Origin of the sequence: Actinomycetospora chlora (assembly GCF_039542135.1) — a bacterium.
Classification (GTDB): Bacteria; Actinomycetota; Actinomycetes; order Mycobacteriales; family Pseudonocardiaceae; genus Actinomycetospora; species Actinomycetospora chlora.
On record NZ_BAABHO010000018.1, the window covers coordinates 1 to 23,373 of the forward strand.

The 23,373-nt window shown below is 74.1% G+C and carries 28 protein-coding genes; 8 read left to right on the forward strand and 20 right to left on the reverse strand.

Annotated features, from left to right (window positions below):
- Positions 1–73 precede the first annotated feature (73 nt).
- The 4 genes from ABD994_RS12950 to ABD994_RS12965 all read right to left on the reverse strand — a co-directional run bounded on the left by ABD994_RS12950 (position 74) and on the right by ABD994_RS12965 (position 3,352).
- Entirely contained in the window at positions 74–1,483 is a 1,410-nt protein-coding gene (locus tag ABD994_RS12950) for a nucleoside recognition domain-containing protein (protein ID WP_345414896.1), read from the reverse strand.
- Positions 1,480–2,319 (reverse strand): FeoB small GTPase domain-containing protein, encoded by an 840-nt coding sequence (locus ABD994_RS12955; protein WP_345414898.1) that lies wholly within the window; start codon positions 2,317–2,319, stop codon positions 1,480–1,482. The genes ABD994_RS12950 and ABD994_RS12955 overlap by 4 nt, the downstream gene beginning before the upstream one ends.
- A 4-nt stretch (positions 2,320–2,323) precedes the next feature.
- On the reverse strand, positions 2,324–2,554 hold the full coding sequence (locus tag ABD994_RS12960) for a FeoA family protein (RefSeq protein WP_345414900.1): 231 nt from the start codon (positions 2,552–2,554) through the stop codon (positions 2,324–2,326).
- A 78-nt stretch (positions 2,555–2,632) separates the two neighbouring features.
- Complete coding sequence (locus tag ABD994_RS12965) at positions 2,633–3,352, reverse strand: metal-dependent transcriptional regulator (protein ID WP_345414902.1); 720 nt, start codon at positions 3,350–3,352, stop codon at positions 2,633–2,635.
- A 58-nt stretch (positions 3,353–3,410) separates the two neighbouring features.
- Between ABD994_RS12965 and ABD994_RS12970 the strand changes: the two genes are divergently transcribed.
- The gene (locus ABD994_RS12970; protein WP_345414904.1) at positions 3,411–4,430 is read left to right on the forward strand and encodes an acyl-CoA dehydrogenase family protein; all 1,020 of its coding nucleotides are present in this window, start codon (positions 3,411–3,413) and stop codon (positions 4,428–4,430) included.
- Between the two features lie 100 nt (positions 4,431–4,530).
- Here the strand turns inward: ABD994_RS12970 and ABD994_RS12975 are convergent, their stop codons facing one another.
- The 9 genes from ABD994_RS12975 to ABD994_RS13015 all read right to left on the reverse strand — a co-directional run bounded on the left by ABD994_RS12975 (position 4,531) and on the right by ABD994_RS13015 (position 11,853).
- Positions 4,531–5,145 carry a superoxide dismutase gene (locus ABD994_RS12975; protein ID WP_345414906.1) on the reverse strand — a complete coding sequence of 205 codons (615 nt, stop codon included), beginning with the start codon at positions 5,143–5,145 and terminating at the stop codon, positions 4,531–4,533.
- A 174-nt stretch (positions 5,146–5,319) separates the two neighbouring features.
- A complete protein-coding gene (locus tag ABD994_RS12980; RefSeq protein ID WP_345414908.1) occupies positions 5,320–6,348 on the reverse strand; it encodes a D-alanine--D-alanine ligase family protein in 1,029 nt (342 codons plus the stop codon).
- Between the two features lies 1 nt (position 6,349).
- Positions 6,350–7,687 carry an ATP-grasp domain-containing protein gene (locus ABD994_RS12985; RefSeq protein WP_345414910.1) on the reverse strand — a complete coding sequence of 446 codons (1,338 nt, stop codon included), beginning with the start codon at positions 7,685–7,687 and terminating at the stop codon, positions 6,350–6,352.
- On the reverse strand, positions 7,677–8,513 hold the full coding sequence (locus ABD994_RS12990) for an O-methyltransferase (RefSeq protein WP_345414912.1): 837 nt from the start codon (positions 8,511–8,513) through the stop codon (positions 7,677–7,679). The genes ABD994_RS12985 and ABD994_RS12990 overlap by 11 nt, the downstream gene beginning before the upstream one ends.
- Complete coding sequence (locus tag ABD994_RS12995) at positions 8,510–9,709, reverse strand: sedoheptulose 7-phosphate cyclase (RefSeq protein ID WP_345414914.1); 1,200 nt, start codon at positions 9,707–9,709, stop codon at positions 8,510–8,512. Before ABD994_RS12995 ends, ABD994_RS12990 begins: the two co-directional genes overlap by 4 nt.
- Before the next feature lie 68 nt (positions 9,710–9,777).
- Positions 9,778–10,434, reverse strand: a complete 657-nt coding sequence (locus tag ABD994_RS13000) for an HAD family hydrolase (RefSeq protein ID WP_345414916.1) — start codon at positions 10,432–10,434, stop codon at positions 9,778–9,780.
- 103 nt (positions 10,435–10,537) lie between these two features.
- Entirely contained in the window at positions 10,538–10,990 is a 453-nt protein-coding gene (locus ABD994_RS13005; RefSeq protein ID WP_345414918.1) for a hypothetical protein, read from the reverse strand.
- Positions 10,991–11,009: 19 nt separating this feature from the next.
- Positions 11,010–11,660, reverse strand: coding sequence for a hypothetical protein (locus tag ABD994_RS13010; protein ID WP_345414920.1), 651 nt, complete (start codon positions 11,658–11,660; stop codon positions 11,010–11,012).
- A gap of 16 nt (positions 11,661–11,676) precedes the next feature.
- Positions 11,677–11,853, reverse strand: coding sequence for a hypothetical protein (locus ABD994_RS13015; RefSeq protein WP_345414922.1), 177 nt, complete (start codon positions 11,851–11,853; stop codon positions 11,677–11,679).
- A gap of 234 nt (positions 11,854–12,087) precedes the next feature.
- Between ABD994_RS13015 and ABD994_RS13020 the strand changes: the two genes are divergently transcribed.
- Positions 12,088–12,516, forward strand: a complete 429-nt coding sequence (locus tag ABD994_RS13020) for an ester cyclase (RefSeq protein ID WP_345414924.1) — start codon at positions 12,088–12,090, stop codon at positions 12,514–12,516.
- A gap of 27 nt (positions 12,517–12,543) precedes the next feature.
- Here ABD994_RS13020 and ABD994_RS13025 read toward each other — a convergent pair whose 3' ends face one another.
- On the reverse strand, positions 12,544–13,182 hold the full coding sequence (locus ABD994_RS13025; RefSeq protein WP_345414926.1) for a TetR/AcrR family transcriptional regulator: 639 nt from the start codon (positions 13,180–13,182) through the stop codon (positions 12,544–12,546).
- Between the two features lie 95 nt (positions 13,183–13,277).
- Here ABD994_RS13025 and ABD994_RS13030 point away from each other — a divergent pair, with 95 nt between their 5' ends.
- Positions 13,278–14,150, forward strand: a complete 873-nt coding sequence (locus ABD994_RS13030) for an AurF N-oxygenase family protein (RefSeq protein ID WP_345414928.1) — start codon at positions 13,278–13,280, stop codon at positions 14,148–14,150.
- Between the two features lie 139 nt (positions 14,151–14,289).
- Here the strand turns inward: ABD994_RS13030 and ABD994_RS13035 are convergent, their stop codons facing one another.
- Positions 14,290–15,501, reverse strand: a complete 1,212-nt coding sequence (locus ABD994_RS13035; RefSeq protein ID WP_345414930.1) for a pyridoxal phosphate-dependent aminotransferase — start codon at positions 15,499–15,501, stop codon at positions 14,290–14,292.
- A gap of 114 nt (positions 15,502–15,615) precedes the next feature.
- Here ABD994_RS13035 and ABD994_RS13040 point away from each other — a divergent pair, with 114 nt between their 5' ends.
- The 4 genes from ABD994_RS13040 (at position 15,616) to ABD994_RS13055 (ending at position 19,210) form a co-directional block, all read left to right on the forward strand.
- Complete coding sequence (locus tag ABD994_RS13040; RefSeq protein WP_345414932.1) at positions 15,616–16,212, forward strand: dihydrofolate reductase family protein; 597 nt, start codon at positions 15,616–15,618, stop codon at positions 16,210–16,212.
- Positions 16,213–16,287: 75 nt separating this feature from the next.
- Positions 16,288–17,406: an alcohol dehydrogenase catalytic domain-containing protein gene (locus ABD994_RS13045; RefSeq protein ID WP_345414934.1), complete on the forward strand. Its 1,119-nt coding sequence runs from the start codon at positions 16,288–16,290 to the stop codon at positions 17,404–17,406.
- Between the two features lie 8 nt (positions 17,407–17,414).
- Positions 17,415–18,332 (forward strand): fumarylacetoacetate hydrolase family protein, encoded by a 918-nt coding sequence (locus ABD994_RS13050; protein ID WP_345414936.1) that lies wholly within the window; start codon positions 17,415–17,417, stop codon positions 18,330–18,332.
- Entirely contained in the window at positions 18,320–19,210 is an 891-nt protein-coding gene (locus ABD994_RS13055) for a VOC family protein (RefSeq protein WP_345414938.1), read from the forward strand. Before ABD994_RS13050 ends, ABD994_RS13055 begins: the two co-directional genes overlap by 13 nt.
- Here ABD994_RS13055 and ABD994_RS13060 read toward each other — a convergent pair.
- From ABD994_RS13060 to ABD994_RS13080, 5 genes are read right to left on the reverse strand one after another with little or no spacing between them, the layout of a single operon-like run.
- On the reverse strand, positions 19,167–19,940 hold the full coding sequence (locus tag ABD994_RS13060; RefSeq protein WP_345414940.1) for a GntR family transcriptional regulator: 774 nt from the start codon (positions 19,938–19,940) through the stop codon (positions 19,167–19,169). The two genes, ABD994_RS13055 and ABD994_RS13060, sit on opposite strands and share 44 nt — an antisense overlap.
- Positions 19,941–19,963: 23 nt before the next feature.
- Positions 19,964–20,626 (reverse strand): class II aldolase/adducin family protein, encoded by a 663-nt coding sequence (locus ABD994_RS13065; protein WP_345414942.1) that lies wholly within the window; start codon positions 20,624–20,626, stop codon positions 19,964–19,966.
- On the reverse strand, positions 20,623–21,027 hold the full coding sequence (locus ABD994_RS13070; RefSeq protein WP_345414944.1) for a nuclear transport factor 2 family protein: 405 nt from the start codon (positions 21,025–21,027) through the stop codon (positions 20,623–20,625). The genes ABD994_RS13065 and ABD994_RS13070 overlap by 4 nt, the downstream gene beginning before the upstream one ends.
- A 21-nt stretch (positions 21,028–21,048) precedes the next feature.
- Positions 21,049–21,513, reverse strand: coding sequence for an SRPBCC family protein (locus ABD994_RS13075; protein ID WP_345414947.1), 465 nt, complete (start codon positions 21,511–21,513; stop codon positions 21,049–21,051).
- Positions 21,510–22,418 (reverse strand): VOC family protein, encoded by a 909-nt coding sequence (locus ABD994_RS13080; protein WP_345414949.1) that lies wholly within the window; start codon positions 22,416–22,418, stop codon positions 21,510–21,512. The genes ABD994_RS13075 and ABD994_RS13080 overlap by 4 nt, the downstream gene beginning before the upstream one ends.
- Positions 22,419–22,558: 140 nt before the next feature.
- Here ABD994_RS13080 and ABD994_RS13085 point away from each other — a divergent pair, with 140 nt between their 5' ends.
- Complete coding sequence (locus ABD994_RS13085; RefSeq protein ID WP_345414951.1) at positions 22,559–23,371, forward strand: SDR family NAD(P)-dependent oxidoreductase; 813 nt, start codon at positions 22,559–22,561, stop codon at positions 23,369–23,371.
- Positions 23,372–23,373: the final 2 nt, after the last annotated feature.

A 23,373-nucleotide genomic window follows, 5' to 3' on the forward strand; every position in this document is an offset into this window, starting at 1 on the left:
GTCTCCGATGTGCTGAGACAGACCTGCTCCAGATGTGCTGAGACAGCACAGGCCCGACAGGGGCCGCGCCTGCTCACGTCAGGAGGCGCCAGAGCCCGGCGGTCGCGGCGCAGACCGCGAAGCCGAGGGCCAGGGGCAGCAGGGTCGCGACGGCGGTCCAGCGCACGCTGCGCGTCTCGTGCCAGATGGTCATCACCGTGGTGCTGCAGGGGTTGTGAAGCAGCGTGAACAGCATGAGGTTCACCGCGGTCAGCAGCGTCCAGCCGCCGACGGTGGTCAGCACCGTGCCGATCTGCTGGTCGTCGCCCAGCTCCAGCATCACGCCGGGGGCCGCGCCGAGGCTGTTGGCCCCGAGCGTCAGCGTCAGCATGACGATCGTCGGGATGATGATCTCGTTGGCCGGCACGGCGACCAGGTAGGCGAGCAGGATGACGCCGTTGAGGCCGATCACCCAGCCGATCGGCTGGAGCGCCGTGACGAGGTGCCCGGCGACGCTCGCGTCGCCGAGGTGGACGTTGCCGATCAGCCAGATCACGGCGCCGGCCGGGGCGGCCATGACCACCGCGCGGCGCAGCACCTTGAGCGTGCGGTCGATGATGCTGGTGTAGAGCGTGCGCCAGACCTGCGGCGGCCGGTACGGCGGCAGCTCGAGCGAGTAGACCGAGCTCTCGCCGCGCAGCACCGTGCGCGAGAGCAGCCACGACACGGCCAGGGTGACGCCGATGCCGACGAGCACCACCGCGACGACGCTGCCCGCGGCGACGAACCCGGCGAGCCACGGCGGCACCACGGCCCCGACGAAGATCGTGCCCATGAGGATCAGCGTCGGCCAGCGCCCGTTGCAGATGCTGAAGTTGTTGGTGATGACGGCGATGAGGCGCTCGCGGCGGCTGTCGATGATGCGCGTGGCGGTGACGCCGGCGGCGTTGCAGCCGTAGCCCATCATCATCGTCAGCGCCTGCTTGCCGTGAGCGCCCGAGCGGGCGAAGAGCCGGTCGAGGTTGAACGCCACCCGCGGCAGGTAGCCGAAGTCCTCGAGCAGGGTGAACAGCGGGAAGAAGATCGCCATCGGCGGCAGCATCACCGCGACCACCCACGCGGTGGCCAGGTACACGCCGTCGACGAGCAGCCCGGTGACCCACCACGGCGCGCCGACGGCGGCGAACAGGCCCGACAGCCAGGAGTGCACGTCCTCCACGAGCAGCACGTAGAGCAGGTCCGAGGGCACCGCGGCGCCGGCGATGGTGAACCAGAAGACGGCGAAGAACAGCACGCCCATCGCGAGGAAGCCCCACATGCGGTGGGTCAGCACGCGGTCGAGCGCGCGGTCGACGGTCAGCCGGGCCCGGGCGTCCTCGCGGTCGACGCTGGTCGCCGCCATGCGCGCGGCGTCGGTGTAGAGCGACTCGACGACGCGGTCGCGGAAGTCGTCGCCCAGGCCGTCGCGCAGCCGCCCGGCCTCCTGGAGGAGATCGCTGCTCACGCGGCCGCCTCCGGGGTCGGGGCACCGGCCAGCTCGCCGAGCGTCCCGGCGCGCACGGCCTCCTCGATCCCCGGGTCGCCCTCGAGCAGGCGCAGCGCGACCCACCGGCTGTTGGGCAGGCCGGGGAAGCGCTCCTCGACGCGCGCCGCGAGCGTCGCGACGGCCTCCTCGAGCGCCGGGTCGTGGTGGACCAGGGCGAGGGGCGGGGGCGGGTCGTCGGTGGTCGCCACCTGGGCGATCGCGGCCAGCAGCTCGGGCAGGCCGTCGCCGCGGCGGGCGGCCGTCGCGACGACGGGGACCCCCAGCTCGCGGGAGAGGTGGCGGGTGTCGACGGTGATGCCGTGGCGGGCGGCCTCGTCGACGAGGTTGAGCGCGACGACGACGCGGCCGGTGATCTGGCGGACCTGCAGCACCAGCGGCAGGTTGCGCTCCAGGCGCGTGGCGTCGGCGACGGCGACGGTGACGTCGGGCCGGCCGAAGAGCAGGGCGTCGCGGGCGACGTCCTCGTCGGTGCTGGTGGACAGCAGTGAGTACGTGCCGGGCAGGTCGACGATGCGGTAGCGGGCGCCGCCGTAGGTGAAGCCGCCCTCGGCGCGCGAGACGGTCTTGCCCGACCAGTTGCCGACGTGCTGGCGCAGCCCGGTCAGGGCGTTGAAGACGGTGCTCTTGCCGGTGTTGGGGTTGCCCGCGAGGGCGACGACGTGGTCGTGCCGGCCCGGCGCGAGGCCGAGGCGCATCAACCGTCCCGGGGCGGCCGCGCAGGAGCCGCAGGGACCGCTCGCCGCACCCTCGTCCGGCGGCGGCCCGACGCCCGGCGCGGGCAGGGGGGCCGCCATGACCTCAGCGCTCCTCGAGCTCGACGTGCACCGTGCGGGCCTGCTGGCGGCGCAGCACGACGAGCGTGCCCCGCACCTCGTAGGCCACCGGGTCGCCCAGGGGGCTGGTCAGCTCCGCGTGCACCGCGGCGCCGGGCAGCAGCCCGAGGTCCATGAGTCGGCGTCGCTCGGCGCCGCGGGTGTCGAGCGCGGTGACCACGCCGCGCTGGTCGCGCGGCATCTCGTCGAGCGTCATCGCACCCACCCCGTTCGCGCCGGCCCGGTCGTCCGTGTGTTCGGACGGCTGGCACCCGAAAGTTCGGCTGGCCGAACTCTACGATGCGGAGTCCCGATGGAACACCCCTCGGACCACTTCATCGACCCAGAGAGCGTCGGCGAGCTCGGGTCCGAGGTCGAGCTCGCGGGGGGTGTCGCCCGGGGTGAGGCGCACGAGGAACGGGCCGCCGAACGGGCGGCGGGCCAGCAGCTCGACGCCCACGCCCAGCGCGACCTCCTGCTCGCGCAGCCAGGCGAGCATCGCCGGGTCGCCGTCGTCGACGCGCACGAGCCGCCCGCCGTCCCCGGGCTCGAGGGTGGCCAGGCGCCGTCCCTCGAACTCGGCGACCGTGCCGTCGGCGGCCGGGATCGGGTCGCCGTGCGGGTCGAAGCGGGGGTGGCCCAGGCGGGCGTCCATGCGGTCGAGCAGGGTCGGCGACACGGCGTGCTCGAGCACCTCGGCCTCGACGTGCACCTCGTCCCAGCCGTAGCCGAGCTCCTGGACCAGGTAGGTCTCGAGCAGCCGGTGGCGGCGGACCACGTCGAGCGCGGCGCGCCGCCCGGTGTCGGTGAGCCGGACCCCGCCGTAGGGGCGGTGCTCGACGAGGCCCTGCTCGGCGAGCTTGCGCAGCATCCCCGACACCGACGACGCGCCGACCCCGAGCCGCTTCGCGAGCGCCGTGGTCGACGCCGGGCCCTGGCCGCGCTCGTCGACGCCGTAGATGGCCTTGATGTAGTCGTCGACGGCCGCGGTGCGTGCCCCGTCGGTCCCGGCCATGGGTCCGAGGGTAGTCGGGTGCGGTCCGCACCCCGGCGCGCGCGGCTAACCTCGGATCATGGCCGACGCGGTGGACCGGGCGCGCGAGGTCGCGCGGGACGTGCTGCTGCCCGCCGCGGACGAGGTCGACGCGACAGCGACGATCCCGGAGGGCCACTTCCGGGCCCTCGCCGACGCCGGCCTCTACGGCCTGGCCGCCGACGACGGCGTCCCGCTCGAGGAGTTCGTCGGCGCGGTCGAGGCGCTGGCCGGTGCGTGCCTGACCACGACGTTCACGTGGATGCAGCACCACGGCGTCGTGCGGGCCCTCGCGGCCACCGACCGCGTCGAGCTGCGCGACCGGCACCTGGCGGCCGCGGTGCGCGGCGACACGCGCTGCGGCGTCGCCTTCGCCGGGGCGATCCCGCAGCCGCCGAAGCTGTGGGCCACCGCCGTCGACGGGGGGTGGCGCCTCGACGGCGTCGCCCCGCTGGTCACCGGCTGGGGCATCGTCGACCTGTTGCAGATCTCCGCCCGCGACGCGGCGACGGCCGACGCCGGCGACGACGAGGCCCGGGTCGTGGCCGCGCTGGTCCCGGCGCTGCCGGCCCCGGGCGTCACCGTGCACCCCCTGGAGCTGGCCGCGGCGAACGGCAGCCGCACCGTGCGTCTCGACGTCGACGGGTGGTTCGTGCCCGAGGACGCCGTGGTCTCGCTGCGCTCGCGCGCGGACTTCCTCGCGGGCCAGCACTTCAGCGCGCGGGTCAACGGGTGCCTGGCGCTCGGGGTGGCCGGGCGGTGCGCCGAGCTGGTGGGCGAGGCCGGGGAGCCGTCGGTGGCCGCGGCGCTGGGGGCCGAGCTCGACGACGCCCGCGACGCCCTCGACACCGGGCTCGGCGAACCGCCGCGGATGCCGGCGGGCCGCGCGGCGGCGTCGGCGACGGCGGTCCGGGCGGCCGCGGCCCTGACCGTCGCGGTCGGCAGCCGCGCGATCGTCGGGCGCCACCCGGCCCGCCGGCTGGCCCGCGAGGCCGCGTTCACCCTCGTCGCCGCCGGCCGCCCGGAGATCCGCGACGAGCTGCTCCACGAGCTGAGCTGAACACACGACGACCCCCCGGCCGAGGAGGGTCGGGGGGTCGCCGCGCACCGCGCGGTGGGACGTCTGTCGGAACGATCACCACGCGAGACCGGGGTAGGGCTCAGGCGATCTGCAGCCCCTGCGCGTGCTCGTAGCGCTTCGCCGCGTCGGCCCAGTTGACGACGTTCCACCAGGCCTTGACGTAGTCCGGCTTGACGTTCTGGTAGTCCAGGTAGAAGGCGTGCTCCCACATGTCCAGCATCACGACCGGGACGATGCCCAGCGGCACGTTGGCCTGCTGGTCGTAGAGCTGGAAGATGCGCAGCTTCCCGGTGAGCGTGTCGACGCCGAGGATCGACCAGCCGGAGCCCTGGATCGTCGTGGCCACCGACGTGAAGTGCTTCTGGAACTTGTCGAACGACCCGAAGTCGCGGTCGATCGCCGAGGCCAGCTCGCCGGTGGGCTTGTCGCCGCCGTCGGGGCTCAGGTTGTTCCAGAAGATCGAGTGGTTGATGTGCCCGCCGTAGTTGAAGGCGAGGTTCTTCTCCCACAGCAGGGCCGTCGTGCCGATCGTGTCCTGGTCCCGCGCCTCGGCGAGGGCGTCGATCGCGGCGTTCAGGCCCGTGACGTAGGTGTTGTGGTGCTTGTCGTGGTGCAGCTCCATGATCTTGCCCGAGATGTGCGGCTCGAGGGCGCCGTAGTCGTAGGGCAGGTCGGGGAGCGTGTACTCCGCCATCGGTGTCTCCATCCGTTCGGCAGGTGCACCGGCCATGTGGAAGCCAGCGTGATGCTGTTGCCCCTCTTGTGCAACTCCAACACCTCGGTGGGCGCGGGTCGCGACGGAGGGGCGGTCCGATCGGCTACCCGGCGCGCGGTCCCGGACCCTCGACGCGGCGATCCGTGCCCGCGGTCACACGGCCCGCGCGAGCGCACCCCGGATGCCGATCGCCAGCAGCTCGTCGAGCCCGATCCCGCCGGCGCGGGCCATGACGGCCAGCACGCTCTGCGGGGAGAACGAGCAGTAGAGGCTCGCCTCGAGGAACACCGGGCGTCCCGCCGGGTCGACGCGCAGGTCGAACAGCGAGTGGTCGCGGCAGCCCAGCGCGACGTGGGCGCGGCGGGCGACGTCGTGGACACGGGCGGTCAGGGGGTCGTCGGGGTCGACGAGCACGACGTCCGGGTTGTCCTTGGCCACCAGGCGCAGCCCGCCGCCCGTGGCCGGGGCGAGCTTGTCGGCGTACCCGCGGATCGGGCGGGCGTCGGCGTCGAGGCGGTACTCCTCCAGCGGCAGCCCGACGAGCTCGCCGTCGCGCTCGACGATCCCGCAGCGCACCTCGCGCCCCAGCGGCACGAACTCCTCGACGAGCACCCGCTCGGCGTGGGCGAAGGCCTCCGCGAGCGCGGCCTCGTACTCCCCGGGCGCGCGCACGAGCGTCACCCCGAGGGAGTTGTCGGCGTCCTCGGGCTTGACCACCGCGGGCGGGGCCACGGTCGGGCGCTCGCCGCGGTGCAGGACCTCGCCCGCCGCCACGTCGACCCCCGCCGCGGCGACCATCGCCTTCGCCGCGGCCTTGCTCGCGCCGATCGCCATGACGTCGCCCGTGTTGCCGACCAGCGGGATCCGCAGGACGTCGAACAGCGCGCGGTAGGACGTCATGCCGGGCCGGCAGAACATCTGGGGGAGCACGACGTCGGGACGCAGGCGACCGAGGTGGGCCAGGGCGTCCGGCGGGTCCAGCACCGGCGCGGCGGTGATCGCGTCGGCGTCGAACGTGCCCGGGAAGCGCCACCGCCCGTCGGGCGAGACGTAGGCCGGGACGGCCTCGTAGCGGTCGGGGTCGGCCGTGGCGGCCAGGCAGCCACGGGCGTAGGTCAGCGAGAGGTCCGCGTGGAAGTCGCTGACGGCGGACCCGGCGAGGTGCAGGACGCGGAGGGTCATCTCAGTCCCCGGCCGGCTCGACGAGCTTGCCGATGTTGACGTCGACGCGGAGCCAGGGCCTGCCGGCGACGAGGTTGCCCACGAGCAGCGACGGGATCTGCAGGTGGTGCAGCAGCAGGAACGGGAGCGGGTCGTCGCGGTCGAACACGGCGTCGGTGCCCGCGCGCAGGACGGCGAGCCGTTCGGGGATCGTCGCCGGACGGGACAGCATCCGCCACAGCTCGTGGTAGAGCCAGTAGGTCGGGCGGCTGTCGGGGCTGGGCGTCAGCGGCGGCCCGTCGACGTCGGTGAGGTAGGCCCGGGCCAGGGCCTGCGCGTCGCGGTGGAACATCGTGATCGCCGAGTGGGTGCGCGGGTTGCACTCCAGGGCGACGAGGCGGCCGTCGTCGGTCTCGATGAAGTCGAACGACACCTGCCCGGTGACCCCGAGGGCGCCGACGAAGCGGTGCACCCACGCCGCGATCTCGGGCTTGTCGACCATCGCGTAGTTGAGCTGGAACGCCGACGACTCGCAGCACGCCCAGACCTGCACCCGCCCGTCGCGCACCGTGGCGTGCGTGCAGTACTCGGTGCCGGGCGTGAACTCCTGGAGGATCCACGGGGCGTCGGCCGACATCGGCTTGTCGCGCACCAGCGCGGCGGTCTGCGCCGCGGTCGGTCGGGGCAGCGTGGTCAGGTCGAGGCGCGCCACCGGGTCGTACGGGACGCTCTTGAGGATCCACGGCCCCGGCTCGCGGTCGAAGTCGAACGCCTCGACCTCCGCGGGGTCGGTGACGCGGTGGGTGTCGGGCACCGGCAGGCCGAGGTCCTGGGCGGCCGCCGCGAAGCGGTCCTTGTCGTCGAGGGTGCGCAGCACCTGCGGGTCGGGGTGCAGCACCTCGCAGAACTCCGAGAGCACCGGCTTGGCCAGCGCGTCGTACCAGCTGGCGGCCGGGCTGCAGACCGGCACGAACACGTCCACGCCCTCGGCGACGACCACGTCCCGCAGCGCCTCGACGTAGCCGGGCGCGCCCGGCGCGGGCACGACGTGGAAGGCGTCGACGGCGCGGGAGAAGCGGTGGCCGGTGAAGCGGTAGCGGGCCGACTCGACCATGACCACCCGGTGCCCGGCGGCGTGGAACGCGCGCGCGAGCGCGAGCGCCTTGGTCATCTTGCCGCCGCTGACCAGCACCGTCCGCGGCGTCTCCGCCGTCGCCCGGCGCGGCGGTGCCAGCCGCGAGCGCACCAGCGCCGCCGCCGTGACGGCGAGCGTCACCGGCAGCGGCACCGTCAGCAGCGCGAGCGCCCCGAGCGTCCGCGGGGCGTGCCGGACGACGCGCCGGAGGCGGTCACCCGGCACGGCGGATGAGGGTCAGGCCGTCGCGCAGCGGCAGGACCACCTGCTCGACCCGCGGGTCGGCGGCGACGCCGGCGTTGAAGTCGGCGATCGCGGCGCCGTTGACGCCCGGCGGCGTGGAGAGCCACGGCTCGCCCTGCAACAGGGTGTTGTCCACGCAGACGAGGCCGTGCGGCGCGAGCAGGCCGTCGTCGAGCAGCGTCGTGAGGTAGCCCGCGTAGCCGGCCTTGTCGGCGTCGACGAACACGAGGTCGAACACCTCGCCCCGCGCGGCGAGCGCGGCGAGCGTGTCCGCGGCGGGCCCGACCTCGACGGTGATGCGCCGGCCCGCGGGCGACCCGGCGAACGCGCGGCGGGCGAGGTCGGCGGCCTCGGGGTCGAGCTCGCACGCGACGAGCTCCCCGTCCTCGGGCAGCGCCTCGGCCATGGCCAGTGCCGAGTAGCCGGTGAACAGTCCGATCTCGAGGACCCGCCGGGCCCGCGTCGCGGCCACCAGCATCTTCAGCGCCTGGCCCTCGACGTGTCCCGAGAGCATCTCCTGCTCCAGGAACACGGCCTCGCCGTCGCGGTCGGTCCAGTCGTGCGCACGCGTCCCGGCGGCGAGCCGGGCCAGGGCGTCCGACTCCGGGGTCGTGCACCGTTCGAGGTAGGGGTCGAGGCCGCCGGCAAGCTCCCGGGCGCGGTCGAGATCGGCCCGGACGTCGTCGGGTACGGCGGCCGCGTCGTGCAGGCCGTCGAGGCCGTCGGCGACCCGGTCGAGCAGCGCGGCGAGGATGCCGACTGGGGTCACCGGCCGCGGCGTCGCCACCTGGTGCGGCAGCGCGCTCATCGCCGGAACGCGTCGACGCCCGCCCCCGCCCGCGGGAGGTCCGCGACCAGCGCCCGGTGCGCCGCGAGGGCCTCCTCGAGCTCACCGGCGTCGAGGTCGTTGACGAAGTGGCACGTCCCGATCGGGTGCGGGACCGCGGCGCGCAGCAGGCCGTCGCGGGTCTGCAGGATCGCGTCGGTGGCCTTGGCCAGCAGCTCGGGGGTGAGCAGCGGGCTGTCGAGCGAGAGCCCGAGCCGGCTCATGAGCCCCAGCACCCGGTCGCGGTCGGAGATCGTGATGTAGCCGCGCCGCTGCGCGAGCGTCGTCGAGACCGCCATGTCGATGGCGATGGCGTGCCCGTGGAAGAACGGCTGGTCACCGGCCAGCTCGAGCGTCGGGCTCCAGGTGTGGCCGAAGGCGATCACGCGATCGAGGTCGAGCTCCTGGAGGTTCGGCACCTCGAGGCGCAGCATCGTCTCGATGGCGTCCCACGTCAGCCGGTGCGTGACCTCCCGCAGCTCCTCCGAGCCCTCGAGGTGCCCGAAACGCGTCGCCAGGAGGTCCTCGCCGTACTTCTCGAGCAGCTCGAAGATGCCCTCGTTGCCCACCACCGCGATCTTGATGAGCTCGGCCATCCCGTTGCGGACCTGCGGGGCGGGCAGGGTCGCGAGGAACGAGAAGTCGAGGAACACCTGCTGGGAGGCGTGGAAGGCGCCCAGGCGGTTCTTGGCCTTGCCGTGGTTGACCGCCACCTTGATCGCGACGCTCGCGTCCACCAGGCCGATCAGCGTCGTCGGGATGCGGATGTAGTTGGTCGCCCGCCGGAAGATCGAGCACGCGAAGCCGGCGACGTCGGTGGTCAGGCCGCCACCGACGACGAGGACGGGCTCGGTGCGCACGAGGCCGAACTCGCCGAACGCGTCGATGATCCGCTCGGCGGTCCGCATCGTCTTCTGGCCCTCGTCGATGTGGATGGCGAAGAGGGTGAGGGCGATGCCGTGGTGCTCGAAGTAGGCGCGCATCACGTCGCCGTAGAGGCCGGCGACGGTCTCGTCGACCACGGCCAGGCAGCGGCCGTAGGGGCGGTAGGCGTCGGCGAGCGCGGTGTTCTCCGGCGCGAAGACGCCTTCGGTGATGACCAGCGAGTAGTCGATCTTCTGGTAGCCCTCGACGTGGAAGGCGGTCTCGGTGGCCGTGAGGGTCGGCTGGGCGGTCATGGGCGCGTGGTCTCCCGTCCGTGTGGTGTCACGGGGCTGGTGGGGTGCGGCGGGGGTCGGGCGGGAGATCAGGCGGCGAGCTCGGGGACCTCGTCCGAGGCCAGGTGGTCGACGCGGCGGGCGGCGTCGGGGAAGTCGGACCCGGCGGTGTTCTCGTTCGGGAACGCGAGCACGGTGACGCCCGCGGCGGCCGCGGCGCGCACGCCGTCGGGGTTGTCCTCGACGGCGACCGCGTCGCCGGCGTCGACGCCGAGCGCGTCGAGGGCGAACCGGTACGCGGCGGGGTCGGGCTTGGGCTCGTCGACCTGGTCGGAGGTCACGATGACGTCGAAGTCGCCGGGGTCGACGGGCAGGGCGTCGAGGACGGCGGTCACGTTGTCGATCGAGGTCGTCGTGACGAAGCCGATCTTCCAGCCGTTGCTCTTCGCGGTGCGCAGCGTGTCGAGCACGCCGTCGCGCGGCGCGACGCCCCGGCGGCGCAGCTCCTCCTGGAAGCGGCGCGACTTGGTGGCGTGCACGGCGGCCGCGTCGACGTCCTCGCCGCGGCGCCGGGCCTCCTCGGCGATGCGTTCCTGGCCGCCGGCCTTGTCGAGACGGGAGCGGTAGTCGTCGCGGTCCCACCGCCAGTCGAGGCCGTGCTCGGCGAACGCGCCGTTGAAGGCCTCGCGCTGGATCTCCGACGTGTCCGCGACGCTGCTGATCGAGCCGAACAGGAGTGCCCTCACCGGTCGTCCCTTCCTCGGGGGGCGCGGTCCTTGCGCCGGAGTGCGGGTCCCCGGGGCGGGTGAGCCGAAACGCCCTCCTGCGCGTGGCGCACGCCTCACCGCGTCAAGGGCAGCCCGAGGAGACCCGCACGCGCCACCAGCCCGCGAGACGGCCGACGGGCCCGAGCACCGGGCGGACGCTCCAGCGCCGGCAGCCCGGCTCGCCGATGTCCTCGGCGGTGACCACGGCACCGCGGTGCGCGGCGGGGTCGGCGAGCAGGGCGTCGAGCCGTGCCCGGGCGTCCGAGACGGCGCGGGCGTGGTCGGCGGCGACGCGGTCGGCGATGCCCGCGCGCACGACGAGGTCGTCGCGCACGAGCTCCAGCTCGCCGAGGTCGAGGACGCGGGGGCCGTCGACGGGCGCGGCACGGGCCGCCGCCGCGGCCTGTCCGGCCGGCGTCGCGGCGGTGAGCCGGTGCTCGAGGCGGGCGATCTGGGCGCGGAGCGACGTGCGGGCGGCGTGCTCGTCGACGCTCGTGGTGGTCGGCGTGGTGACGCGGTCGTCGGCGATCGTCACGCCTGCCGACGGTAGACACCTACTCGCCGGTCAGGAACCGGGCCGCGTTCCACACGGCCTCCTCGGTCTCGAGCGGCGGCGCGTCGGGGACCTCGACGGCCCACAGCACGACGCGGCGGGCCCGGTGGGGATCGAGGTCGCGCGGCGGGGCGGCGTAGAGCGGGGCGAGGGCGCGGTGGTCGTCGGCGACGACGATCGTGCCGGCGGCGAGGGGCCGGGCGCGGCGCCCGCGGCCGACGGTCTCGCCCGGGCCGGTGGTGCGCAGGCGGGGCGGTCCGTCGACGGCGGCCGCGTCGACGGCGCCCAGGGAGACGCCCGTCGTCACGGCCACGGCGAGCAGGGCGTCGGCGACCGCCCCGGACGGGACGAGCCGCCCGGCGATCGCGGCGTCGAGGGCCCCGAGGTCCCGGCGCAGGGGCGCGGCGTCGGGGTCGAGCCCGACCTGCCGCGCGAACGCCCGCGCGGCGTCGTGCGCGGCCGGCCGCCCGCCGGTCGTCAGCGCGTCGCGGGGGCGGTAGTCGTCGGAGAGCCGGTGGAGCCGGGCGCGCCCGTCCTCGCGGGCCCGCGCCGCGACGTCCACCGCGGCCCACCACAGGCCGAGCGTGCCGAACTCGCGGCGGAGGTCGGGCGCGACGGACCCGCGCTGCGGCACGGGGCCCGTCGCGTCCACGGGCTCATCCTGGCGCTCAGGCGGCCCGGTCGGCGGCCGGCAGCGCGTCGTTGATGGCCCGCAGCTCGTCGGCGATCGTCACCAGCCCGTCGGCGTTGACGCGCTTGAGCTCCTCGAGCACCTGCGCGAGCAGGTCGTTGGTGGTCTCCAGGGCCTCGCGCAGGGGCGCGGTGCCGGCGATGTCACCCAGCATGGATGTCCTCCTCGGATCGGTGTCCGGTACTGACGGTACCTGATACTTGGAGTTCCGGTAGGGCTCGCGGAGGTGCCAGCGTGGCGTCCACGCTGACGTCGAGCATCAGGAAAGGCACGATGATCATCGAGATGCTCGGTTGATCACTCTGTGTGTTCGGACTCTGCTATCGTGTGCTGTGTGTCACGCCAATGCCGGTGTGCACGGCGCCGCAGCGTGAGCGAGGAGGCCTCGATGACGACGACCGAGCAGAACACGCGCAACGAGGCCGCCCTCGCGACCGCCGTCGAGCGGTGGAACGCGGGCGACCTGGCCGGTTATCTGAAGGTCTACGACAACGACATCCGGCTGCACGGGTACACCCCGGAGCCGCTGGACAGGGCGGGCGTCCAGGCGTTCTACGAAGGGATCTTCGCCGCGTTCCCCGGTAACAAGCTGGAACTGCACGAGGTGTTCGGCTCGGGCGACCGGCTCACGTGCCGGTTCACTCTCACCGGCAACCACGAGGGCGACTTCATGGGCATCCCGGCGACCGGCACTTCCATCGCCCTGCCCGGCATCACGATCCTGCACTTCCGGGACGGCGCGATCGTCGAGCGGTGGTCGTGCTCGGACATGCTCGGGCTGTTCGTCCAGCTCGGAGTCGTGCCACCGCCGTCCTGAGGGTGGGGCCGCATCGCCCGCGGCCCCTCACGAGCCGCCGCGAGCGATCGCGCGGAGCTGCTCGGGATCCACGCCGAGCGAGGGTGCGAGGACGGCACCGAAGGCCGCGAGCACGAGGGCGACGACGTCGGGCTCGGGCACGCGCTCCGGCGCGAGCGTGGACATCTGCGCGAGGCCGTCGTGCAGTGCCACGACGACCGCCGCGCCGGCGCCCGCGAGCTCGGCCGGCAGGCCCGGCGCGGCGGCCTGCATCGTCGCCGCCACGGCGTCCAGCGACTGCTCCGTCGACGCGGGCAGGGTCTCCCCGACGACGTCGCCGCGCCCGTGGGCGACCACGCCCTCGGTGAACGCGAGGATCTCCGACCGGCGCTCGGTCAGGTCGCCCAGCATGGCGCGGATCGCGGCGAGCAGGGCGTCGCCGGGCTCGTCGCCCGCGCGTCCCGTGGCCGCCGCCGCGGCGGCGTTGGGCCGTGCGGTCCACTCCGCGCACGCCCCGGCCAGCGCCGTCGCCATCAGTGCGTCCTTGCTGCCGAAGTGGTAGCCGATCGAGGCGAGGTTGGTGCCCGACTCCTCGACCAGGTCGCGGGCGGTGGTGGCCCGCAGGCCGCGACGGCGCAGCAGGACGCGCGCCGCCGCGAGCAGGGCGTCGCGATGACCTCGGGGCACGGCGGACCTCCGTTCGGACAAGCGTCCTAGACAAACGTATAGATCGTGCGCTTCACTGCGTTCTGTACAAGCGTATAGATCCCGGGGGAACCACCATGACCGCCACGCCCGTCGCCGACCGCCTGCTGATCGCGTCCGACGAGCCCGCCGGCGACTGGCGCGCGCTCGACTGGACCGCCGAGCCCGTGCCCGGAGCGCCGTGGCAGCCGTGGGAGCAGGTCAGCCTCTACGGGACACCGCTGTGGGCGCGGCTGTCCGCCGCGCAGCGTCTCGAGCTCTCCCGCCACGAAGCGGCGAGCGTGCTCGCGGCCGCGGTGTGGAAGGAGAACGTCCTCATGCGCACGCTCCTGCGGGTGGCCGACGGCCAGTCGCCCCGGGGCGCCCGGGCCCGCTACGGGCTCACCGAGATCGCCGACGAGTGCCGGCACTCGCTGATGTTCGCCCGTCTCCTCGACGTGCTCGATGTGCCGGCCTACGGGCCGCCGGCGGCGGTGCGGCGTGTCGGCTCGGCCTTCGCGACGGTCGCGCACCCCGTCGAGATCTTCGCCGCCGCGCTGATCGCCGAGGAGGTCCTCGACGACTTCCAGCGCGCCACCGTGCGCGACGACGCCGTGCAGCCGCTGGTCCGCGACGTGAGCCGCATCCACGTCGTCGAGGAGGCACGGCACGTCTCCTTCGCCCGCGACGAGCTGGCCGCGCGCTGGGCCGCGGCCGGTCCGGCCACGCGGGCGGCCGCGTCGCTGACCGTCGCGGGAGTGGCCGGGCTGCTGGTCGGCGCCCTGGTCGACCCGCGGGTCTACGCCGCCGTCGGCATCGACCCGCGTGACGGCGCCCGCGCGGCCCGCACCAGCCCGCACCGCCGCGCGCTCCTGCGCTCCGCGACGGGCCGGCTCGTCCGCGACTTCACCGACCTGGGGGTGATCAGCACGGCTTCGCGGCCGCTCTGGCGCCGCGCGGGCCTGCTGTGATCGTGGTGGATTTCCTGACGATCAGTGTCAGCGTGGACGCCACGCTGATCCGCCCCGCGTGTCGTCCCGGCGAGGATGTGGCGATCCTGGCGCCCGGTGCCAGCAATGCCGCGTTGCTCGCACGACCCGTGCGATCCCCTCAGCCCTGCCGGTAGGTCTCGAGGAAGGCGCCGATCCGCGTGATCGCGTCGTCCAGCGTCGCCGCGTGGGGGAGGGTCAGGATCCGGAAGTGGTCGGGCGTGGGCCAGTTGAAGCCCGTGCCCTGCACGACCTGGATCTTCTCCTCGCGCAGGAGGTCGAGCACGAACTGCTCGTCGTCCTTGATCGGGTAGACGTCCGGGTCGAGGCGCGGGAAGGCGTAGAGCGCGCCGCGGGGTTTCACGCACGAGACGCCCGGGATGGCGTTCAGCTTCTCGTACGCCATGTCCCGCTGCTCGTGCAGCCGCCCGCCCGGCGCGGTGAGGTCGGCGATGCTCTGGCGCCCGCCGAGCGCGGCCTGGATCGCGTACTGCGCGGGCGTGTTGGCGCACAGCCGCATCGAGGCCAGCATCGCCAGGCCCTCGAGGTAGTCGCGCGCGTGCTGGCGCGGCCCGGTGACGACCAGCCAGCCGGAACGGAAGCCCGCGACGCGGTGGGTCTTCGAGAGCCCGGAGAACGTCAGCACGACCAGGTCGTCCGCCAGGGAGGCGACGTCGTGGTGCACGGCGTCGTCGTAGAGCACCTGGTCGTAGATCTCGTCGGCCATCACCATCAGGCCGTGCCGGCGGGCGAGGTCGAGCAGGCCCTCGAGGACCTCCTGCGAGTACACCGCGCCGGTCGGGTTGTTCGGGTTGATGATGACGAGCGCCTTGGTGCGGTCGCTCATCTTGGCGGCGACGTCGTCGAGGTCGGGCGCCCAGTCGGCCGACTCGTCGCAGCGGTAGTGCACGGCGCGCCCGCCCGCGAGGGTCACCACCGCGGTCCACAGCGGGTAGTCCGGCGCGGGCACGAGCACCTCGTCGCCGTCCTCGACCAGCGCCTGCACGGCCATCGAGATGAGCTCCGAGACGCCGTTGCCGAGGAAGACGTCGTCGACGTCCACGTCGAGCCCCCGCGCCTGGTAGCGCCCCGCCACCGCGCGCCGGGCCGGCAGGACACCGCGCGAGTCGGTGTAGCCGTGCGCCTGGGGGAGCATCCGGATCATGTCCTGGACGATCTCCTCGGGCGCCTCGAAGTCGAACAGCGCCGGGTTGCCGGTGTTGAGGCGCAGGACGCTGTGGCCCGCCTCCTCCAGCAGGTTCGCCTGCTCGACCACCGGGCCGCGGATCTCGTAACAGACGTCGCGGAGCTTGTTCGACTGGCGGAACTCCACTGGCACTACCCCTCGCGCGTCGATCCGGCACGACTCCGTGCCGTGCACCGGTCTACCAAACGGGGACGTGTGACCGGGCCCTCCGGTTGTTCAACTCTGTGGTTGAATAAGCGGATGGCCGTGGTGCTGGTGGCGACGATGTCGCTCGACGGGTTCATCGCACGTCCCGACGACTCCGTGGGGCCGATCTTCGACTGGTTCACCGCCGGCGACACCGACGTGCACGCCGGCGACGAGCAGCGCCCCTTCCGCACGGCGCCGGAGAGTGCGGCGTGGATGCGCGAGCACTGGGGGCGCGTCCGGGCCGGGGTGGTCGGGCGGCACCTGTTCGACCACACCAACGGCTGGGAGGGTCGCCCGCCGGCCGGCGAGCACGTCGTCGTGCTCACCCACACCGTGCCGACCGACTGGGCCCACTACGGCACGGCGCCCTTCACGTTCGTCACCGAGGGCGTCGAGGCCGCGGTGGCGGCGGCGCGGGAGCTCGCCGGCGACGGCGACGTGACCGTCACGGCCGGTGACGTCGGCGGGCAGGCGCTGCGTGCGGGCCTGGTGGACGAGGTGGAGATCGACCTCGCGCCGGTCGTGCTGGGCCGCGGCAAGCGCTTCTTCGGCGAGGACGCGCCGGAGACGCTGCTCGACGACCCCTATCTGGTCGCCCGCTCGCGCCGCGTCACGCACCTGCGCTTCCGGGTGCGCCGGGTGGGGTGAGCGCGGCGGGGGAGCGCATTGCGCGGGGCCCCAAAGTGTGTGCACTATGGCCCTCCCATCGAAGGGAGCCCGTCGATGCCGACCCTCTCCGCGAGTCCGGTGCCCGCGGTCTGGCCCACCGTTCCGTCCGCGGTCCCCGCGACGATGTCCGCGGTCGTGTTCGACCGCTTCGGCCCGCCCGACGTGCTGACGGTCGACACCGTGCCGACGCCGGAGCCGGGCCCCGGCGACGTCCTCGTGCGGGTCGCGGCGGTGTGCGTCGGGCGCTTCCTCGACGTGTCGCTGCGCGCCGGGCGCCACCCGGTCAAGCCCGCGCTGCCGCACGTGCTGGGGGTCGAGCACGCGGGGACGGTGGTCGCGGTCGGCGCCGACGTCACGGGCGTCGAGGTCGGCCAGCACGTCGCCGTCTGGCCGGTGCTCGGGTGCGGCGACTGTGCGGCCTGTGCCGAGGGCGACAAGGAGGCGTGCCCCCGCCTGCACATCGCCGGCGTCCACGGCCGGGGCGCCTACGCCGAGTACACCGCGGTGCCGGCGGCCGCCGTCTGGGCCATCCCCGACGACCTCGACCCCGCGACCGCGGCGGGCGTCGCGCTCGCGGGCCCGGTCGCGATGAACCAGCTCCGCCGGGCCGGCCTGCGGTCGGGCGACTGGGTGCTCGTCGTCGGCGCGGCCTCGGCGCTCGGGGCGACGACGGCCGAGCTCGCCCGCCACCTCGGCGCCCGCGTCATCGGCACCTCGCGCGCGGCGTGGAAGCGCGAGCGCCTGCTCGGGCTCGGGCTCGAGGCGGCGCTCGACCCGACGTCGGACTCGTTCGTCGACGACGTCCGCGCGCTGACCGGTGGGGACGGGGTCGCGGTGGCCGTCGACGACCTCGGCGAGCCGGAGATCTTCGCCCGCGTCACCGACGTCCTCGCGCCGCGCGGCACCGTGGTGTCGTCCGGGGCGTTCCTCGGCGGGACGGTGCCGCTGAACCTGGCGCGGCTCTACACGCTCAACCAGCGGGTCCTCGGGGTGCGCACCGGCAACGACGCCAGCGCGCGGGAGCTGTGGTCGGAGGTCGGGCGAGGCTTCCGCCCGGTGGTCGACCGCGCGTTCCCGCTCGCCGCGGCCGCCGAGGCCCACCGATTCCTCGAGGCCGACGACAACATGGGCCGGATCGTGCTGATCACCGACGCCGCCGTCCCGCGAGACTAGGAGGACCCGTGCGCGAGCCCCCGTGGATGCTCGTCACCCACCACCAGGGTGACCCGGCGAAGGCCGAGGTGGGCGTGGCCGTGGGAGGGGAGGTGCGGCGGGCACCCGAGGAGCTCGCCGGGCGCACCCTGCTCGAGGTGCTGGGCGAGTGGGACACCCTCGCCCCGCTCCTGCGCGGCCTCGACCCCGACCGCCTCGACCCCGTCGAGGGTGCGGTGCTGCTCGCGCCGCTGCGCTTCCCGCCCAAGGTGCTGTGCGCCGGCGCGAACTACTACGCGCACCTCGCCGAGATGGGCGTGCCCCGCCCCGAGGGGCCCGTCGAGCCCTACTTCTTCTTCAAGCCGCCGACGACCTCGGTCATCGGGCCCGGCGACGCGATCGTGCTGCCCGCCCGGGCCGGCCGGAAGATCGACTGGGAGGTCGAGCTCGCCGCGGTGATCGGGCGGCGGTGCGTCGACGTGCCGGTGGAGCGGGCGCTCGAGGTCGTCGCCGGCTGGACCGTGGTCAACGACGTCTCGTCGCGCGACCTGCTCGACCGCGCCCACGCCGTCGCGCCGCCGTTCGGGCACGACTGGGTCTCGGCCAAGGCAGGTGACACGTTCTGCCCGCTCGGCCCCGGGATCGTGCCGGCCTGGATGGTCGACGACCCGCAGGACACCGCGCTGCGGCTGACCGTCAACGGCGTCGTGAAGCAGGACTCGAGCACCGCGGACATGGTCACCCCGATCGCGGAGCTGATTGCCGCGGCCAGCCGAGCGGTCACGCTCGAGCCCGGCGACGTGCTCGCCACCGGGACGCCCGCGGGCGTCGGCTTCCCGCGCGGCGACTTCCTGGCCGCGGGCGACGAGGTGGTCGCCGAGGTCGACGGGGTCGGGGCGCTCCGCAACACGGTCAGCGAACGGGAGGACGTGTCATGGGTACGGTGAACGTCTCGAAGCTCGGCTACGTCGGCTTCGAGACCCCCGATGTCGAGCGGCTCGTCGAGTACTACACGCGGGTCCTGGACTTCGCGCTCGTCGAGGGCGACGACCGGGGCGCCTTCCTCACCACCGGCGCCGACCACCACTGCGTGGTCGTCACGCAGGGCGCCGCGAAGGCCCGCCAGGTGGTCGGCTACGAGATCTGGGAGGACCTCGACAGCGCCGAGCAGCGGCTCAAGGAGGCCGGGTACGCCACCGAGCGGCGCAGCGACATCGGCCCCGGGACGCCCGACGTGCTCGTGCTCCCCGAGCCGGCCACCGGGGTGGCCCTGCACCTCATGGCGGCGCAGGACGGCAGCGGCGTCGCCGACCGCACCCCGCTGCGGCCCACGAAGCTCGGCCACGTCGCGGCCTACACCCCGCAGCTGGACACCCTGCAGGCCTTCTACCAGGACCTCCTGGGGTTCCGGTGGTCGGACACCGTCGGCGACTTCTTCGTCTTCCTGCGCTGCAACGCCGACCACCACGCCGCCAACTTCATGGCCAGCCAGAAGTACTCGGGCATGCACCACATCGCCTACGAGATGCGCGACCCGAACCACCTGATCTCGATGCTCGACCACCTCGCGCAGCACGACTACCGGCTGCACTGGGGGCCGGGGCGCCACGGCCCGGGCCACAACCTGTTCACCTACCACCGCGACCCCGACGGCAACGTCATCGAGCTGTTCACCCAGATCGACGTCGTGCACGACGAGGCCAAGGGCTACTGGGAGCCGCGTCCCTGGCACGAGGAGGTGCCGATGGGCCCGCGGACCTGGGAGGTCGACATGGCGACGGTCAACCAGTGGGGGCCGATCGACCCGCCGAGCCTGGACCACTAGGGACCAGCAGCTCCATCGCGGCGTCCACGCACGGCGTGCCGTGGCCCGGCGCGTGGCCGTCCACCACGCGCCGGGCGGTGCCGGCGAGGTGGGCGGCCATCGCCGCGGTCGCGGCGTCCGCGTCGCCGTCGCGGACCGCGTCGAAGATCGCCTGGTGCTCGCGTTGGCGGGCCGGGAAGTCGGTGCGGTGCTGCGCCTGGTCGATGCGCACGTAGCGCTCGCTCTGCTCGGCGTAGGAGTTGATCGTGCGCAGGACCGTCGTCCCGCACCGCCCGACCAGCAGCCGGTGGAAGCTGCGGTGCGCCACGGTCCAGCTGGCCATGTCGCCGGCCCGGTAGGTGCGCTCCATCTCGCGGAACGCCGCGGTCGCGCTGCGGGCCTCGTCGCGGGTCAGCGCCCCGGCGGTCAGCCGCGCGCCGAGCGCCTCGAGCGTGACGCGGGCGGCGTAGAGCGAGTCGAGCTCGTCGGCGTCGAGCCCGACGACGCGGCTGCGCTGGTTGGGCTCCGCGGAGATGAGCCCTTCCTCCTGCAGCATGCGGAACGCCTCGCGCAGGGGCGTGCGGGACACCGCGAGCACCCGGGCGAGCTCGGCCTGCTTGAGCTGGGTGTCCGGCGGGAGGACGCCGCTGATGATCAGGTCGCGCAGGTAGGCGTGCACGCTGACGCTCGTCTGCCGGGGATCGGTGATGCGCAGACCGTCCCGGCCGCCCAGCAACTCGCCGATCGACACGCCGCGAGTGTATGCAGACGTGCTCACGGGAGCCCCGCGAGGTGACGCCACAGCCGCGCGAGCAGCGGTGGTGCGGCGGCCCGCCAGGCGTCGACGTCGTCGTCGTCGAGCACCTGCGGATGGTGCCCGGCCGTGCCCAGGTGCACCCGGCAGGCCGCGTCGAGCAGCCACATGCGGGCGACGGCGACGCCGGGGGAGTCCCCGACGGTGAGCGCTCCGTTGCCGCGCAGCAGGACGGCGTCGGCGTCACCGAGGGTGCGGGCCGCGTCGTCGGCGAGGGCGGGGGAGCGCAGCAGGCGCGCGGTCGCGTGCACGGGGACACGCCGGCCCAGCCACGCCGCCTGCCCGTGCAGCGGGGCCAGGCCCGTGGTGACCGCCGCGGCCGCGAAGGCCGCCTCCGGCTGGGCGCGCGCGACGGCGGCGACGTCCGGGCGTGCCCGGTAGACCGCGAGGTGCGCCCACGTCTCGGGCGCGGCGCCGGCCGGCAGCTCCCCGCTCGCGAGGGCGGCGCCGAGGTCGACGGACACCAGCGCGTCGGCCGTGACGTCGCCGGGCGCGATGGGGGGCGTGACCACGACCCGGTCGCCGCGGCGCGCCGAGACGTGCCCGAACGCGGTCACCAGCCCGTGGCGGGCGAGCACCCGGGCGGCGAGGGCGACCTCGTCCCGGACCCCGGCGTCGGTCACGCGACGGGCGCGGCCGCCTGCTCCGACTCCTCCTGCATCGCCGCGAACAGGGGCGCGAGGTCGATGTGGATGCGCAGCGAGGTGACCTTGTACTCGTCGTCGCGGTCGAGGATCGAGACGCACGGCAGCGGCACGTGCGCCCCGCCCTTGGTCGTGTAGTGGGTGGTGACCTCGAGGACCGCGGTCCGCCCGTCGTTCTCGTCCCAGCGGTGGTGCACCTCGTGGCGCATCCCGCCGATCATCGCCCAGAACCCCTCGAAGGCGTCGTGGATGGCGGCGATGCCCCGCGTGGGCGGCTGGTTGCCGAAGATCACCTCGGCGTCCTCCGCGTGGCGGGCGACGAACGGCTCCAGGCGCAGCGCGTCGACGTCGGCGTAGTAGTCGGTGACCCAGTCGGACATGGGGGCTCCTCGCTGGTGGACTCAGACGGGGGCGCCGGCGGCGATCTTGCGCACGGCGTCGAGCGTGGCCGCGACCGCGGCCTGGTACATGCCGGTCATGCGGTCGGCGTGGGCCTGCTCGCCCGCCGAGCCGCCCGGCTCGCCCGCCACGACCAGCGCGAAGCTGAAGCGCAGCGTGAGCTCCTCCGAGCTGTCCCCCTCGATCTCGTTCGCGATCGTGCCCAGCACCGGCCCGGCGATGCGGCTGAAGACCACGCGGTACGGGCGCTCGAGGGTGATCCGCTCGGTGAACTGCTCGCCCTGCAGCACGATGTCGCGGTCGAACACCGTCTCGCCGTGCCGCGCGGTCACGGTGCAGTCGGTGATCGCGGGGACGAACGGCAGCGCGTTCTCCGCCTTGCGCACGAGCCCGTCCCACAGGGCGTCGCGGGTGATCAGCGGCTGGCCGGGCTCGTTCACGGGCAGCGCGTGGGTCACGAAGATCATGGACGGATCCCCTCCGGGACCAGCTGCGGATGCGGGGCCTGGGGTTGTGTCAGCGGCTTCTGCGTCGGCCCGAGCCACATGTCGATCGAGCCGGGCTCGGCCGGGTCGAAGTACCGCGGGCGCCAGGCCGCCTCGTCGGTGATCCGGCGGACGCCGTACGAGTACTCGTAGGTCAGGCCCTCGGGTCCGAGGAAGTAGAGGAAGACCGCGCCGGACTGCGGGTGGCGCCCGGGGCCCATCTCGATCTCGACGCCGCGCTCCTGCAGGTGGTGCCAGTTGCGGAAGACGTCGTCCAGCTCGGCGACCTGGAAGTTGACGTGGCAGAGCCCCGGCTCGTCGCCCCGGAACACCGCGAGCTTGTGGTGCACCTCGTCGATGCGCATGAGGCACGCGGCGTCGCCGATCCAGTCCGAGGCGCGGGCGTTGAACGTCGTCGACCAGAAGCGGTGGGCGTCGGCGACGTCGGGGGCGTCGAGGCACAGGTGGCCGAACTCGGTGATGCCCGACCCCCGTCCCGGCACCACCGGCGACGCGAGGGTCTGCTGCCCGCACACCAGCTCGATGCGGTTGCCGAACGGGTCGTCGAACCCGATCACCTCGCCCACCCGCCGCGAGCGCGCGTCGTCGGCGGAGCCGCGCCACACCCGGAAGCCCCGGGTCTCCAGCTCCGTCTCGGCGAGGGCGAGCGCGCCCGGGTCGGCGACCGTGAACGCCGACGCGATGACGCCGGAGACGCCCTCGACGAACGCCAGGCAGTGGTGCCGGCCGTCCGCACGCAGGTGCGCCACGCCCGGCTCGCCGCCGTCGACGTGCTGCAGCCCCACCACGTCCGTCGCGAAGCGCACCGCCCCCTCGAGGTCGGCCGCCCCGGAGCGGACGTAGGCGATGTCGGTCAGCTCGATCACGCCGGGTCCTCCCGCCTCTGCGAGAACGTCAGGGTCGACACACTGCATACAGTTCGAGCTGCTGTCAACCGCGTCGCCGACGTCGATCCGACGTCCCCGAGCGGTTGACGCTGCGAGTCGCAAGTGTGCACAGTCTGGACGTGACCACCTCCCGTGCCGCCGCGTCGCCCACCGCCGACCGCCCGACCCCGGCGGGCCGCCTGGCCGGCAAGCGGGTCCTCCTCACCGGGACCGCGGGCGGGCAGGGGGAGGCGGCCCAGGAGGTGTTCGTCCGCGAGGGTGCCCGGGTCGTGGGCTGCGACGTGCAGGCCGGGGCCGCGGAGCGCACGGCCGGCGTGCTCGCCGACCAGGAGTTCGACGTCACCGGCAGCACGGTCGACCTCGCCGACCCGGCCGCCGCGGCGCGCTGGGTGGACGAGGGCGCCGAGCGCCTCGGCGGCATCGACGTCCTCTACAACAACGCCGCCGGCGCCGGCTTCGCCCCGTTCGACGACATGACCCTCGACCTGTGGCGCCACGTCCTGCACGTCGAGCTCGACATCGTCTTCCACACCACCCAGCCGGCGTGGCGGCACCTGCTGGCCTCCGGCAACGCCTCGATCATCAACACCGCCTCCATGTCGGGGCTGCGGGGCATCGCGCCGCTCGGGCAGGTGGCGCACTCCGCGGCCAAGGGCGGGGTCATCGCCATGACGCGCTCGCTGGCCGCCGAGGGCGCGGAGCGGGGCGTGCGCGCCAACGCGATCTCGCCGGGGTTCGTCACCTCCCCGGCCACCGACATGTTCGTCGGTGAGGAGCTGCGGAACTTCCAGCTGGGCATGCACCTCATCCGGCGGCCGGGCACCGGGCCCGACATCGCCCACCTCGCCGTCTACCTGGCCTCCGACGAGTCGGTGTGGGTCACGGGGCAGAACTTCTCGGTCGACGGCGGGGTCACCGCGGGCTTCCGCTGACC

Excerpts from the sequence above, each read along its gene's own strand:
- ABD994_RS12955 (WP_345414898.1), bottom strand. The coding sequence starts at position 2,319 with ATGGCGGCCCCCCTGCCCGCGCCGGGCGTCGGGCCGCCGCCGGACGAG.
- ABD994_RS12960 (WP_345414900.1), bottom strand. The coding sequence starts at position 2,554 with ATGACGCTCGACGAGATGCCGCGCGACCAGCGCGGCGTGGTCACCGCG.
- ABD994_RS12965 (WP_345414902.1), bottom strand. The coding sequence starts at position 3,352 with ATGGCCGGGACCGACGGGGCACGCACCGCGGCCGTCGACGACTACATC.
- ABD994_RS12970 (WP_345414904.1), top strand. The coding sequence starts at position 3,411 with ATGGCCGACGCGGTGGACCGGGCGCGCGAGGTCGCGCGGGACGTGCTG.
- ABD994_RS12975 (WP_345414906.1), bottom strand. The coding sequence starts at position 5,145 with ATGGCGGAGTACACGCTCCCCGACCTGCCCTACGACTACGGCGCCCTC.
- ABD994_RS12980 (WP_345414908.1), bottom strand. The coding sequence starts at position 6,348 with ATGACCCTCCGCGTCCTGCACCTCGCCGGGTCCGCCGTCAGCGACTTC.
- ABD994_RS12990 (WP_345414912.1), bottom strand. The coding sequence starts at position 8,513 with ATGAGCGCGCTGCCGCACCAGGTGGCGACGCCGCGGCCGGTGACCCCA.
- ABD994_RS12995 (WP_345414914.1), bottom strand. The coding sequence starts at position 9,709 with ATGACCGCCCAGCCGACCCTCACGGCCACCGAGACCGCCTTCCACGTC.
- ABD994_RS13015 (WP_345414922.1), bottom strand. The coding sequence starts at position 11,853 with ATGCTGGGTGACATCGCCGGCACCGCGCCCCTGCGCGAGGCCCTGGAG.
- ABD994_RS13020 (WP_345414924.1), top strand. The coding sequence starts at position 12,088 with ATGACGACGACCGAGCAGAACACGCGCAACGAGGCCGCCCTCGCGACC.
- ABD994_RS13030 (WP_345414928.1), top strand. The coding sequence starts at position 13,278 with ATGACCGCCACGCCCGTCGCCGACCGCCTGCTGATCGCGTCCGACGAG.
- ABD994_RS13040 (WP_345414932.1), top strand. The coding sequence starts at position 15,616 with ATGGCCGTGGTGCTGGTGGCGACGATGTCGCTCGACGGGTTCATCGCA.
- ABD994_RS13045 (WP_345414934.1), top strand. The coding sequence starts at position 16,288 with ATGCCGACCCTCTCCGCGAGTCCGGTGCCCGCGGTCTGGCCCACCGTT.
- ABD994_RS13055 (WP_345414938.1), top strand. The coding sequence starts at position 18,320 with ATGGGTACGGTGAACGTCTCGAAGCTCGGCTACGTCGGCTTCGAGACC.
- ABD994_RS13070 (WP_345414944.1), bottom strand. The coding sequence starts at position 21,027 with ATGTCCGACTGGGTCACCGACTACTACGCCGACGTCGACGCGCTGCGC.
- ABD994_RS13075 (WP_345414947.1), bottom strand. The coding sequence starts at position 21,513 with ATGATCTTCGTGACCCACGCGCTGCCCGTGAACGAGCCCGGCCAGCCG.